General features: G+C 62.7%; 15 protein-coding genes. 4 read left to right on the top strand and 11 right to left on the bottom strand.

The features are described from left to right. Positions 1 to 12 precede the first annotated feature (12 nt). Positions 13 to 1,263, bottom strand: a complete 1,251-nt coding sequence (locus LDZ28_RS10280; RefSeq protein ID WP_370652136.1) for a glycosyltransferase — start codon at positions 1,261 to 1,263, stop codon at positions 13 to 15. A 160-nt stretch (positions 1,264 to 1,423) separates the two neighbouring features. Here LDZ28_RS10280 and LDZ28_RS10275 point away from each other — a divergent pair, with 160 nt between their 5' ends. Together LDZ28_RS10275 and LDZ28_RS10270 are read left to right on the top strand one after the other, a co-directional pair. Continuing rightward, on the top strand, positions 1,424 to 1,837 hold the full coding sequence (locus LDZ28_RS10275; RefSeq protein WP_244826006.1) for a hypothetical protein: 414 nt from the start codon (positions 1,424 to 1,426) through the stop codon (positions 1,835 to 1,837). After that, a complete protein-coding gene (locus tag LDZ28_RS10270) occupies positions 1,834 to 2,895 on the top strand; it encodes a DMT family transporter (RefSeq protein WP_244826004.1) in 1,062 nt (353 codons plus the stop codon). Before LDZ28_RS10275 ends, LDZ28_RS10270 begins: the two co-directional genes overlap by 4 nt. A 15-nt stretch (positions 2,896 to 2,910) precedes the next feature. Here the strand turns inward: LDZ28_RS10270 and ureG are convergent, their stop codons facing one another. The 10 genes from ureG to LDZ28_RS10220 form a co-directional block, all read right to left on the bottom strand. Next, positions 2,911 to 3,558, bottom strand: coding sequence for an urease accessory protein UreG (gene ureG / locus LDZ28_RS10265; protein ID WP_244826002.1), 648 nt, complete (start codon positions 3,556 to 3,558; stop codon positions 2,911 to 2,913). Between the two features lie 32 nt (positions 3,559 to 3,590). After that, positions 3,591 to 4,271 carry an urease accessory protein UreF gene (locus LDZ28_RS10260; protein WP_244826000.1) on the bottom strand — a complete coding sequence of 227 codons (681 nt, stop codon included), beginning with the start codon at positions 4,269 to 4,271 and terminating at the stop codon, positions 3,591 to 3,593. Continuing rightward, a complete protein-coding gene (gene ureE, locus LDZ28_RS10255) occupies positions 4,271 to 4,981 on the bottom strand; it encodes an urease accessory protein UreE (protein ID WP_244825998.1) in 711 nt (236 codons plus the stop codon). Before ureE ends, LDZ28_RS10260 begins: the two co-directional genes overlap by 1 nt. Before the next feature lie 8 nt (positions 4,982 to 4,989). After that, positions 4,990 to 6,696 carry an urease subunit alpha gene (gene ureC, locus LDZ28_RS10250; protein ID WP_244825996.1) on the bottom strand — a complete coding sequence of 569 codons (1,707 nt, stop codon included), beginning with the start codon at positions 6,694 to 6,696 and terminating at the stop codon, positions 4,990 to 4,992. 16 nt (positions 6,697 to 6,712) lie between these two features. Continuing rightward, on the bottom strand, positions 6,713 to 7,018 hold the full coding sequence (locus LDZ28_RS10245) for an urease subunit beta (protein WP_244825994.1): 306 nt from the start codon (positions 7,016 to 7,018) through the stop codon (positions 6,713 to 6,715). Between the two features lie 4 nt (positions 7,019 to 7,022). Continuing rightward, positions 7,023 to 7,325, bottom strand: a complete 303-nt coding sequence (gene ureA, locus LDZ28_RS10240) for an urease subunit gamma (RefSeq protein WP_244825992.1) — start codon at positions 7,323 to 7,325, stop codon at positions 7,023 to 7,025. Between the two features lie 101 nt (positions 7,326 to 7,426). Then, on the bottom strand, positions 7,427 to 8,146 hold the full coding sequence (locus LDZ28_RS10235; RefSeq protein WP_244825991.1) for an amino acid ABC transporter ATP-binding protein: 720 nt from the start codon (positions 8,144 to 8,146) through the stop codon (positions 7,427 to 7,429). Beyond that, on the bottom strand, positions 8,133 to 8,783 hold the full coding sequence (locus LDZ28_RS10230; protein ID WP_244825990.1) for an amino acid ABC transporter permease: 651 nt from the start codon (positions 8,781 to 8,783) through the stop codon (positions 8,133 to 8,135). Before LDZ28_RS10230 ends, LDZ28_RS10235 begins: the two co-directional genes overlap by 14 nt. Beyond that, on the bottom strand, positions 8,780 to 9,457 hold the full coding sequence (locus LDZ28_RS10225; protein ID WP_244825988.1) for an amino acid ABC transporter permease: 678 nt from the start codon (positions 9,455 to 9,457) through the stop codon (positions 8,780 to 8,782). Before LDZ28_RS10225 ends, LDZ28_RS10230 begins: the two co-directional genes overlap by 4 nt. A gap of 18 nt (positions 9,458 to 9,475) precedes the next feature. Next, positions 9,476 to 10,279 (bottom strand): transporter substrate-binding domain-containing protein, encoded by an 804-nt coding sequence (locus LDZ28_RS10220; protein ID WP_244825986.1) that lies wholly within the window; start codon positions 10,277 to 10,279, stop codon positions 9,476 to 9,478. Positions 10,280 to 10,914: 635 nt separating this feature from the next. Here LDZ28_RS10220 and LDZ28_RS10215 point away from each other — a divergent pair. After that, positions 10,915 to 11,418, top strand: coding sequence for a sorbitol dehydrogenase family protein (locus tag LDZ28_RS10215; RefSeq protein WP_244825984.1), 504 nt, complete (start codon positions 10,915 to 10,917; stop codon positions 11,416 to 11,418). Positions 11,419 to 11,528: 110 nt separating this feature from the next. Further along, positions 11,529 to 13,142: a GMC family oxidoreductase gene (locus LDZ28_RS10210; RefSeq protein WP_244825983.1), complete on the top strand. Its 1,614-nt coding sequence runs from the start codon at positions 11,529 to 11,531 to the stop codon at positions 13,140 to 13,142.

Here is a 13,142-nt window from a genome sequence, read left to right as displayed (position 1 = left end):
AACGGCGACGACTCAGCGCGCCAGCAAGGCCGCAACGCATCGCGCGAAGCGTTCGTTGCTCGCCGCGATGCCGTATTCCTCCGCGCGTTCCAGCGCGCGCGCCTGCATGTCGGCGCATAACGTGTCGTCGGTCAAGACGCGGCGCAGCGCATTGGCCATTTCATCCACGGATTCCACCGGAACCAGCAGACCGAAGCGCCCATCGCCGAGAATCTCGCGCGGGCCGGTCGGACAGTCGCTCGCGACCACTGGTTTACCGAGCGCGAGCGCTTCGAGCAGCACCATCGGCATGCCTTCGTAGCGCGAACTCAGCACCTGCAGGCGCGCGCGGGCGACGAGCGCATGCGGATTGTTTCGATACCCCATGAAATGCACGCGCGCCGCGATCCCCAGTTCGTTGGCGAGACCTTCGAGTTCGCGGCGAAACGCGCCGTCGCCGACGATCACGAGATGTTCGATGATCTGCCCGTCGCGCACGAGTTCGGCATAAGCGCGCAACAGCGTGCGATGGTCCTTTTGAATTTCGTCGAGCCGCGCGACGGAGACGATATACGGCGCGTCGCACGGCGCTGCTTCGCTGATCTGTCCGTTCTGCCGGATGCGCTCGATATCGATGGCGTTCGGCAACACGAAGATCCGCTTCAGCCCGCTGCCGAACATGGCGCGCGCTTCCGCCGCCATGTGATCGTTGAGCGCCGCGACGCCGTCGTAGCGCGCGAACTGCTCGGCAAGCCGGCGTTGTGGGCGCGGACGGCTGGCAAGCCTCGCGTCGAAGCTGAAATGATTCACGCCGAGCCACGCTATGTCGAACTGACCCGCAAGCCGGCGCAGCGACATGTCGTAATCGACGATCAGCGCATGCTGGCGCGCGAGCGTTTCTACACGACGCTTCACATAGGGCCGCACGACGAGCGTATTGAAGACATCGCGGCCGATGCGCCCGAGCTTGCCCAGGCGCTTCGCGTAGCGCCGCGCCTGAAAGGTGTTGAGCCACGGCTTTTCCGCGAGGATTTCGATCTTCACGTCCGGCGGCACCAGCGTGCGAAAGCGGTTTTCGAACGCGGGCGACGGGTGCATGACGGACAACGTGACGGCGAAGCGCGTGCGGTCGAAGACGCGCAGCCATTGAATCAGCGAGGACTCGATACCGCCATCGCCGAAGTCCACGATGTGGAAAAGGACGGGAACGGGCGTGGAATCGATTCCGGTTTGGCCTGGAAAAGGGTTCGTGGACGGTTGTTCGGACAAAGCAGCAGTGGGCATCATGTATCACGCTCGCAATTTCGGCGCAGGCGAACGTGAGGATCGAGGAAGCCGGTATGCTACCGCACGGGGTGTGGCGATGCAGAAAGCCGCCGGAAAATGCGGCGGAGTTACTGGCCGCGCGTCGTTGAAGATCATCATCGGACGAAGAAGGCACGTCATGGCGAGCGAATGGAAGCGGCGCATCATCGTGTTCGTGAAACGCTTCTGGCAACCGACGAGCGCGTGCATGACCTGCATGCCGGGAAGCTGGATGAACGTCATGAGCCTCGCGCACTGGACGCTGGCTTTCAAGACAGGGCTCGCCACGGGCATTCTCGCTGTGCTGATCACGTTCACGCCGGCGCGCAGGCTGTTTTTGAATCGATATGGCAATGCGCTCGTCGTTGGTGTTCTCACCATGATCGGCGACGCATATTCGCATGCGAATCACTACGGTGTTCCGTTTCTCGAACCTTTGATGACGGGGCTGACTTCCGGTGTGCTGGCGCTCGTCGGGTGGTATCTGTTCGAGGATCGCGGGCGGCGGATACGGGCGGTTTGGAAACATGTAGCCGGACCAAGAAATCGATGACCACTCGCCCGAACGCCGCCTTCACCGCCTTGCTCGCCGCCGCGTTATTCGGCGCGACCACACCCATAGCCAAGGCGCTCCTGGGCACGCTTGCACCCTTCATGGTTGCCGGATTGTTCTATCTCGGCAGCGGCATCGGGCTTGCCATCGTGTTGGTCGTGCGGCAGACGCTTTCCGCCACACGCGTCGAGCGTGGCGACATCCGAATCCCGCGAAACGAAACACCGTGGCTCTTAGGCGCCATCGCGGCCGGCGGCGTCGCGGGCCCCGCGCTGCTCATGCTGGGACTCGCCGCCACGCCTGCCGCGACCAGTTCGCTGCTGTTGAATCTCGAAGGCGTGTTCACCGCCGTCATCGCGTGGGTCGTCTTTCGGGAAAACGTCGACCTTCAGGTGTTCCTCGGCATGGTCGCGATCGTCGCCGGAGGCGCGGTGCTTTCGTGGCAGCCGGGCGCGGGCGGCATGACGTCCGGTGCACTGTTGGTCGCGGGCGCGTGCTTTTGCTGGGCCATCGACAACAATCTGACGCGCAAGGTATCGACGAACGATGCCCTCGTCATCGCGTGCTTGAAAGGGCTCGTCGCGGGGACGGTCAATCTCGGCATCGCCTGCATGCTCGGCGCGCGGCTTCCCGATGCGTCGCATATGCTCATGGCCATGCTTACGGGATTTGCCGGATACGGTGTGAGCCTCGTTCTCTTCGTGGTCGCGCTGCGCAATCTGGGCACGGCGCGCACCGGCGCGTATTTTTCGGTTGCGCCGGTTTTCGGCGTCGCGCTCTCGCTGCTTCTATGGCCGGAATCGCCCTCGATGCTCTTCTGGTGCGCCGCCGCGCTAATGACGCTCGGCGTATGGCTGCATCTGCGGGAACGTCACGAACATGCCCACACGCACGAGCCGCTCGCGCATACGCACCGGCATCGACATGACGAGCATCATCGGCATGAACACGATTTCGAATGGGATGGCGTCGAGCCGCATGTGCATGAGCATCGGCATCTGCCGATCACGCACACGCATGCACATTTTCCGGATATTCATCATCGGCACCGTCATTGACGGCGCTCGAAGCGCCTAAACCAGCAAGCCCTTCTTCTCGATGAAGCCGATCACCGTATCCACGCCATCGAGCGCCTTGAGGTTGCACATCACGAACGGACGTTCACCGCGCATCTTCTTCGCGTCGCTCGCCATCACGTCGAGATTCGCGCCGACATAAGGCGCGAGATCCGTTTTATTGATGACGAGCAGATCCGACTTCGTGATGCCCGGTCCGCCTTTACGCGGGATCTTTTCGCCGCCCGCGACATCGATCACATAGATGGTCAGGTCCGACAGCTCGGGGCTGAAGGTCGCCGCGAGATTGTCGCCGCCCGATTCGATGAAGACGATGTCCGCATCAGGAAAGCGCGACACCATGCGATCGACGGCTTCGAGGTTGATCGACGCATCCTCGCGAATGGCCGTGTGTGGGCAACCGCCCGTCTCCACGCCCATGATGCGCTCGGCGGGCAGCGCGCCCGCAACGGTCAGGAGGCGCTGATCTTCCTTCGTGTAGATGTCATTGGTGATGGCGACGAGATCGTATTTCTCGCGCATCGCCTTGCAGAGCATTTCGAGCAGCGTGGTCTTGCCGGAGCCGACCGGCCCGCCCACGCCGACGCGCAACGGCGGCAGCTTCTTGGTTCGACGGGCGGCGGAAGAATAAGCAGGGGCGTTCATGGGCGTTGTTTGAAGTGCTTCGGTTTTTACGATCAGGAGCGGAAAAGCCGCGAATATTGCGACTCGTGCCGCGCCGACAAAATGCCGAGTTGCGGCGCGAAAGTATTGACCTGGTTCGGCGATGTCGCCAGCGCGCGGCGCACGGCGTCGTCTATCGGCGCGCGTAACGCCACGATGATGCGCTGCCCCGCAAGTTGCCCGAGCGGCACGGCCTTGAGCGCCGCGGCCGCCTGATTCTCGACCCAACAGAACGCGTAGGCGGCGAGCATCGCGTCGGGCGCGGCATCGTGCGCAAAGGCGGCAAAGGCGAACGCCGTCGGTTGCGCAATCGGCTTGAATGCGGCAAGCGTGGCGCGGCGCGCGGCATCGCCCCATTCGAGCGACGCGCACAATTGCGCAAGCGACCAGCCCATTTGCTCGGTCTCGCGGCGCAACTCCGACGACTCGCGGCTCGCGATGTATTCGTCGTTCGCCGCGGTCAAGGCGGCTTCGTCGTGCGCGTGCCAGCGTTGCAATTGATGCGCGAGAAACGGCAGTTCGCCGCGTGCGAGCACGTTGACGAGCCCGCTTGCAATCCAGTCGCGGGCACTGTCGGCATCGTGGATGAAACCGTGTTCGATGGCCGCTTCGAGTCCTTGCGAATAGCTGAACGCGCCGATAGGCAGCGCAGGCGACGCCAGATGCAGCAGCGCGGTGAGCTCAGCGGTTTGCATCAGTGATCGTGCTTGTGCTTGTGGTCGTGGCCATGATCATGCGAGTGATCGTGGCCGCATTGGGAGTGATCGTGATCATGGGCATCGTGAGCGTGCTCGTGCTCGTGAGCGTGCTCGTGCTCGTGCTCGTGCTCGTGCTCGTGCTCGTGTTCGTGTTCGTGTTCGTGTTCGTGTTCGTGGTCATGGTCGTGCGAATGCCCGTGATGCTCGCTATAAACCTTCTGCGCGAGCGCATAGTCCTCGCCGAAGGTTTCATCGTGGCCGTGCTTGTGCCCGCCGCCATAAGCGCCGGTCTCAGGCTGAAACGGCTGCGACTCATGCCCGACGATACAACCGAGACGCCTGAGCATGTCTTCGAGCACCGGATCGGCTTCGAGCTTCAAATACTCCGCGCCGACTTCGACCGGCGTATGCCGGTTGCCAAGGTGATAAGCCGCGCGTGTCAAGAGACGCACGCTCGGCGCCCGCACGATCAGCACGTCCTCCGGCGCGGCCACCACGCGCACGAAACCGCCATCGTCCGCGACGAGCATGTCGCCGTCCGCGAGCACGGTGCCGCGCGGCATCACGAGCGCGACTTCCTCGCCGTGGTCCAGCGTGGCGGCAAGGCGGCTCTTGCAGCGCGCATCGAAGGCGAGCGTGAGCGTGGGCGCGCGTTTGACGAGTACAGGTGCGAGCTTGGCGGTAAGGCGTTTATCGATAGTGCGCATGGCGTGCGTCAGAACAGGAAGTAGCGTTGCGCCATCGGCAGAACGGTGGCGGGGTCGCAAGTGAGCAGTTGTCCGTCGGCGATCACCTGATAGGTCTGCGGATCGACGCTGATGGACGGTTGCCATGCATTGTGAATCATGTCGGCCTTCGTGACATTGCGGCAGTTTTTCACGGCGACGACCTGCTTCTTCAAACCGTAGCGATCCGCAATGCGCGCTTCCGCCGCCATCTGCGAGACGAACGTCAGCGACGTCTTGCCGAGCGCGCCGCCGCGCGTGGCGAACATCTCGCGATAATGCACCGGCTGCGGCGTAGGAATCGATGCGTTCGGATCGCCCATCTGCGCCACCGCGATCATCCCGCCCTTGACGATCATCGCGGGCTTCACGCCGAAGAACGCCGGTTCCCAGAAGACGAGGTCGGCCCATTTGCCCGGCTCGATGGAGCCCACTTCATGCGCGATGCCATGTGTGATCGCCGGGTTGATCGTGTACTTCGCGACATAACGCTTCGCGCGGAAGTTGTCGTTGCGTCCGGTGTCCTCGGGCAGCGCGCCGCGTTGCACCTTCATCTTGTGCGCCGTCTGCCAGGTGCGAATGATCACTTCGCCGACACGGCCCATAGCCTGCGAATCCGACGAAAGCATGGAAAGCGCGCCCAGATCGTGGAGGATATCCTCGGCGGCAATGGTCTCGCGGCGAATGCGCGATTCGGCGAATGCAATGTCTTCCGCAATCGACGGGTCGAGGTGATGGCACACCATCAGCATGTCGAGATGCTCGTCGAGCGTGTTGATGGTGTAAGGGCGCGTGGGATTGGTGGAAGAGGGCAGCACGTTGGACTCGCCGCACACCTTGATGATGTCGGGTGCGTGACCGCCGCCCGCGCCTTCGGTGTGATACGTATGAATCGTGCGGCCCTTGAACGCGGCGACGGTGGTTTCGACGAAGCCGGCTTCGTTCAGCGTGTCCGTGTGGATGGCAACTTGCGTGTCGGTGTCGTCGGCGACGGAGAGGCAGTTGTCGATAGCCGCGGGAGTCGTGCCCCAGTCTTCGTGCAGCTTGAGGCCGATCGCGCCCGCCTTGATCTGTTCGACGAGCGGTTCCGCCAAGCTCGTGTTGCCCTTGCCGAGAAAGCCCAGATTGACCGGCCAGCCATCGGCGGCTTGCAGCATGCGTTCGAGATGCCACGGGCCCGGCGTGCAGGTCGTGGCGTTGGTGCCGGTCGCGGGACCGGTGCCGCCACCAAGCATGGTGGTCACGCCGCTTGCGAGCGCTTCGTCGATCTGCTGCGGGCTGATGAAGTGGATATGCGAGTCGATGCCGCCCGCGGTCACGATCATGCCTTCGCCCGCAATGACTTCGGTGGCCGCGCCGATCGCGATGTTCACGTTCGGCTGAATGTCGGGATTGCCCGCCTTGCCGATAGCGAAGACGCGTCCGCCCTTGATGCCGATGTCGGCTTTCACGATGCCCCAGTGATCGAGGATCAGCGCGTTGGTGACGACGGTATCGACCACTTCGGCGGATGGGCGCTGCGACTGGCCCATGCCGTCGCGAATGACCTTGCCGCCGCCGAACTTCACTTCCTCGCCGTACGTGGTGAAGTCGCGTTCGACTTCGACGATGAGGTCGGTGTCGGCGAGGCGCACACGGTCGCCGGTGGTCGGGCCGAACATTTCCGCGTAAGCGCGGCGGCCGATGCGTAACGTCATATCGTAGGTATCCTGGTCAGAGAGGGCCCATCACGAGGCCATTGAAGCCATAGACATGGCGATCGCCCGCGAGCGCGACGAGTTCGACGGTGCGCTCCTGTCCCGGTTCGAAGCGCACGGCGGTGCCGGCCGCGATGTTGAGACGAAAGCCGCGCGCCTTCGCCCGTTCGAACTTGAGTGCCGTGTTGACTTCGTAGAAGTGATAGTGCGAGCCGACCTGCACGGGGCGGTCGCCGTGATTCGCGACGGTGACCGTAACGGTTTCGCGGCCCACGTTGAGTTCGTGCTCGCCGTCGTCGATAAAGTATTCGCCGGGAATCATGTGCTTAAGGGATCGGATGGTGGACCGTGACCAGCTTCGTGCCATCGGGAAAGGTGGCTTCGATCTGGATGTCGGGGATCATTTCGGGCACGCCTTCCATGACGTCGTCACGGCTCAGCAGCGTGGTGCCGTAATGCATGACCTCGGCGACGGTCTGACCGTCGCGCGCCGCTTCCATGAGCGCCGCCGAAATGAAGGCGATGGCTTCCGGATAGTTCAGCTTGAGGCCGCGAGCGCGGCGGCGTTCGGCTAAGAGCGCCGCGGTGAAAATCAGCAGTTTGTCTTTTTCGCGAGGGGTGAGTTTCATCGGTCAGGGACGTTGACTTCGCTTGGGGGCGGGTGATCTATGCTAGCACTGGTTCAAGGGTGGAATGGGGAATCGAGCCCATGCATCGCGGCAAACGAGCCTCACTGAATGAACCTTTGCAGCTCCACCGTCGAAGGTCGCTCGAAAATCTCTTCGGGCGCGCCCGATTCCCAGACTCGCCCCTGATGCATGAAGACGACCTTGTCGGAAACCTTGCGCGCGAAGCGCATCTCATGCGTGACCATAATGAGCGTCATCCCGTCGCGAGCCAGGCTTTCGACGACCGCCAGCACTTCGCCGACGAGTTCGGGGTCAAGCGCCGAGGTGATTTCGTCGCACAGCAGCACGGTCGGCTTCATGGCAAGCGCGCGTGCAATGGCCACGCGCTGCTGTTGTCCTCCGGAGAGCTGCTCGGGATAGGCGTCGAACTTGTCGCCGAGTCCCACGCGTTCGAGCACGCTATGGGCCGTGGCGCGCGCCTTCGCCTTGTGGATCTTTTTGACGACCGTCTGCGCGAGCATCACGTTTTGTCCCGCCGTCAGATGCGGAAAGAGGTTGTACTGCTGAAACACCATGCCGACTTTCAGACGCAACGCGCGGAGGTCGGCGCGGCGCGCATCGATATGTTCGCCATCGATCTCGATCGAACCTTCGTCGATACTTTCCAGTCCGTTCAAGGTCCGCAAGAGCGTGCTCTTGCCCGAGCCGCTTCGCCCGATGATGGCCACCACTTGCCCTTGCTCGACCGAAAAGTCGATGCCCTTCAGAACCTGATTCGAGCCGAACTGTTTTTGCAGATTGCGGGTTTCAACGAGCGGCATTCCATTTCCTTTCGAGCGTCCGCGCATAGCGCGTGAGCGGATAGCAAAGCACGAAGTAGATGATCGCAACGAGGCCGTACACGAGAAACGGCCGGAACGTTGCGTTCGAAATCATCGTGCCGGCTTTCGTGAGTTCGGTGAAGCCGATGATCGAAACGAGCGCCGTATCCTTCACCGCCTGCACCGCGAAGCCGACCGTCGGTCCAATGGCGATACGCAGCGCCTGCGGCAGGATCACATGACGCAGTTGCTCGAAGTAGTTCATCGCCAGGCTGGACGACGCTTCCCACTGACCTTTCGGCACGGCTTCCACCGCGCCGCGCCAGATCTCCGCGAGATAGGCGCTCGTGAAGAACGTGAGACCCACGGTCGCCGCGAGCCACGGCGAGACTTCCACACCAATCAGCGGCAAGCCGAAGAACACGAGAAAAAGCTGCATCAGCAAGGGCGTGCCTTGAAAAATCTGGATGTAGCCCTTCACGATAGTGCGCAAAAACTCCGACTTCGACACGCGCATCACGAGCAGCGCGAAGCCGACGACACCGCCGAGCACGAACGAGACGATCGACAGCACGATAGTCCAGCGCGCGGCCAGCAACAGGTTCTCGACGATCTGAGCGAAAGTGAATTCGATCATCGCGCGGGACTCCGGCTGTTGACGAAAAAGCGCTTGCCTGCCGCGTTCAACGCCGCGCGCAGTATCAGCGCGAGCGCGAGATAAGCCGCCGTGATCAGGAAGCACGTCTCGAACGCGCGGAAGTTGCGCGACTGGATATAGCTCGCCGCGTAGGTCAAATCCGGCACGGAGATTTGCGACACCACCGCCGAGCCGAGCATGGTTATGACGATCTGACTCGTGAGCGCCGGGAACACCTTGGCGATCGCTTGCGGCAGCACGACGTGACGAAAGATCTCGCCGCGCGACATGGCAAGCGAAGCGGCCGCTTCGTGATGACCCTTCGGCACGGCGGCAATCCCCGACCGAATGATCTCGATGCTGTACGCGCCGAGATTGAGGGTCATCGCGAGAATCGCGGCGACGTATTCGCTCAAGTGGATGCCGAGCGCCGGCAAGCCGAAGAACACGAAGAACAGTTGCACGATGAACGGCGTGTTGCGGATGGCTTCGACATAGCCGCCGACGGATGCGCGCAACCACGCACGCGTGCTGTTGCGACCGGCCGCGCCGAGCACGCCGACGGTTACGCCGAGCACCGTCGAGACGGCCGTGAGCGCAAGCGTCGTCGCCGCGCCGCTCGCGAACATGCCCGCATAGTTCGTGAGATCGCCGAATTGGAGTTCATAGGCCATCGCTTGGGCAGTCCTCGATCAGAGGCTTGCGGGCAGCGGCTGGCCGAACCATTTCTTCGACATCGCGCCGAGCGTGCCGTCCTTCTTCGCCTGCGCGATGGCGTCGTTGACCTTCGCGAGCAGCTTCGGCTCGTTCTTGTTCAGGCCGACGAAGCACGGCGAGTCCTTGATGACGAACTTCGGTTCCGGACGGCGCGGCGGATTCTTCGCGATGATCGCGGCAGCCACGATGTTGCCCGCGGCGATCAACTGCACCTGACCCGAGAGGAATGCGGAGATGGTGGCGTTGTTGTCCTCGAAGCGCTTGATGGTGGCGTTGGGCGCCATCTGCGAGAGCGCGATTTCTTCCAGCGCGCCGCGCGTGGCGCCGACGGTCTTGCCGGTGAGATCGGCGGGACCGGTCACCTTGATGTCGGCGGGGCCGAACACGCCCTGGTAGTACGGCGCATAAGGCGCGGAAAAATCGAGGACCTTCTCGCGCTCCGGCGTCTTGCCGAGCGACGAGATCACGAGATCAACCTTGTTGGTGGTGAGGTAAGGGATGCGGTTCGCGCTGTTCACCGGCACGAGTTCGAGCTTCACGTTCAACGCCTTGGCGAGCAGCGCGGCGGTATCGACGTCGTAGCCTTGCGGCTTCATGTCGGCGCCCACGAAACCGAAAGGTGGATAGTCCTCGGGCACCGCAACGCGCAGCGTGCCGCTCTTCTCGATGTTGTCGAGCGCATCGGCAAGAGCGGCGAGCGGTGTCAGTGCGAGGAGCGGGGCGGCGAGAAGCGCGGCGAGCGCCGTGCGGCGGCGGGCGAGAGCAAGCTTGATGTGCATCGAAGATCCTTCGTTCTTGAATCGACCGCGTTGGAGAGCGCGGCTTCTGAAGGTTGTCTCAAGCGAAAGTCATGCCATTGCGGCCCACGGCTTGTGGGCAGGAGGATCCGGCGCGGCGGCCGTATGCGCTTGCACAATCGCGGGGCGCGCGGGTGCCTGTTCTTGGTGCGCAAAGTTCGGGCGGCGGCACTGTCTTATTGAACGACATGCGGATTCGTTTCCACTGCCATGCCATCCCGGTGAAAGTCGCGCGAAATGACTCGTGCGGCTGGATCGTAAACTCGGACGTGTCCGCTTGCTGAAAATGTGAATTTACGTCGTGCCGACGCCTCGATGCACTAATCGTAAGTACCTGTCTGGCAAAATGAGCCACCCGTCGAACGTGCCGACCCGCGCTTGAAGCTTCGCCTGTCATGGCCGCAAAGCGCCTCGTTCAATGTATCGCCACAGGCCGAATGCCGGCCATGTGTCCGCTCAACGAAGCCTCATGTTTGACCTCTATGTCTGCCGATAAAAAACGCCTGGAGTCGCTGCACGACTCTAGCGTCGTATCCTTCCCGCACACTTCCGCCTCGCTCTTTCCCGATACGCCAAACCCGTTGCGCAGGTTGATCGTCGGTGGTGTCGTCGCTTCATTGACCCTGGTTCCCGCGGTCACGTTCATGCGTCCTGTCTTTGCCGCGGGCGCAAGCTCGGGTGCGGACGCCGCGACCACTCGTGCGTTCGCCGATGTCTCGCGCTATCTGATCGGCGAGCGCTCGCTCGACCCGACGCAGACATCGCGACTCCTGCAAGCGCTGCTCGACGACGATGCCGGCTTCGGCGCCGCGTGCCAGCAACTGGCGGCGTATCTCACGGCAAACAAGCCCGACCCGCTGCATCTGCAAGCGGACCTGGATGCGGCCAAGGCTTCTTATGCCTCCTTGCCGCGTCGTATCGTGACGGCCTGGTATGTCGGCGTGGTCGGCGATGGCGAACGTGCGCGCGCCATCACCTACACGACCAGCCTGATGAACCGCGTCGTCGAAGACCGCCTGCGTCCGCCGAGTTATGCCTACGGCGGTTATGGCGCTTGGCGAGTCGATCCCCGCACGGTGAGCCTGCCGCCGCTCGTGGCTCCCGCTGCCGCGCGCGTGTAGCCAGCAGAACCCGCACTGCCGGTTTTCCGGCGCCAAACACACTCCAAACGTTTCCCATCCATGCCCCGGCCCGCAGCGCACGCGCGCCGGCACTTTTCATTGCCTCGAACATGTCCTCTCAAACCAACGTGCCGAACAGCGCCGATGTCGTCGTGATCGGTTCGGGGATCATCGGTTCGCTTGCCGCGCAAAAAATGGCGCAGCACGGCGCATCCGTCTTGATCCTCGAGTCGGGTCCACGCATCACGCGCGAACAGATCGTGGCGGGCTTTCGCAACTCGCCTCGCAAGAACGACTTCATGTCGCCGTATCCGTTTTCGTCGTGGTCGCCGCATCCGGTCTACAAGCCGACCAAGAACAACTACATCGTGCAGAACGGTCCGTATCCGTACGAGCCGGAATATATCCGCGCCGTGGGCGGCACGACGTGGCACTGGGCGGCGCAGGCTTGGCGCGTCCTGCCCAACGACATGCGTCTGAAGACGCTGTATGGCGTGGGCCGCGACTGGCCGATTGCCTATGAAGACCTGGAGCCGTTCTATTTCGAAGCGGAAGTGAAGATGGGCGTCTCCGGCGCACCCGACAACGGTTCGCCGCGCAGCAAGCCGTTCCCGATGCAACCCGTGACCGAATCGTATCTGGAGCAGCGCTTTCGCGAGCGGCTTGCACCGGCGGGCATCGCGGTCATCACGAACACGACTGCACGCAACAGCCGCACATACGATGGCCGGCCAGCCTGCTGCGGCAACAACAATTGCATGCCGATTTGCCCGATCGATGCGCAATACCACGGTGGCCTTGCAGCCGATGCCGCCGAAGCCTCGGGCGTGAAGCTGCTGCCGAACGCGGTGGTCTACAAGATCGAGCACGATGCCAGCGGCAAGATCGTCGCCGTGCATTACTACACGCCCGAGAAGGCATCGGTTCGAGTGACGGCGAAGACCTTCATTCTGGCGGCGAACGGCGTTGAAAGTCCGCGCCTCTTGCTGATGTCGGCAAGCGACAAGTTCAAGAATGGTCTCGCGAACAGTTCGGGCACCTTGGGCCAGAACCTGATGGATCATCCGAGCAACTCGTTGACCTTCGACGCGCAAGACGAGGTCTGGGCCGGTCGCGGGCCGATGAGCCCGTCGTCGATCCAGTCGATGCGCGATGGCGCGTTCCGCAGTGAACACGCGGCGTTTCGCGTCGACATCAGCAATTCGTCGCAGGTGTTGTCCATTACGCAGGACCTGATCGGCAAGGGTATCTATGGTCCGGAACTCGAGAAGCAATTGCGCGAGCGCGCGGCGCATCAGGTCAGCCTGAAGAACGTGCTCGAAATCTTGCCCGACCGGCGCAACAGGATCTATCTCAGCGACCAGAAAGACGCGCTCGGGCTGCCGCGTCCGGCGGTCGAATATCGCATGAGCGATTACGTCGAGAAGGGCATGCAGGCGTCGAAAGCCTTCTACCTGAAGGTCGCCGACCTCATGGGCGGCACCAACCTGCGTCACAGTCCCGATGGCGTCTACAGCAACAATCAGCACATCACCGGCACGCTCTCGATGGGCGCGGACCCGGCCGATTCCGTGTGCGATGCCTGGGGCCGCACGCACGATCACGAAAACCTCTTCCTCGCGAGTACCGGCGTCATGCCGACTGCCGCCACCGTCAACTCGACGCTCACGGGTGCCGCGCTCGCGCTGCGCACTGTCGATCACATCGTGAAGGAAGCGCGATGA

The sequence above is a fragment of the Caballeronia sp. TF1N1 genome (assembly GCF_022878925.1).
In the GTDB taxonomy this organism is placed as follows: domain Bacteria; phylum Pseudomonadota; class Gammaproteobacteria; order Burkholderiales; family Burkholderiaceae; genus Caballeronia.
This window is presented reverse-complemented; position numbering and strand designations above follow the sequence as displayed.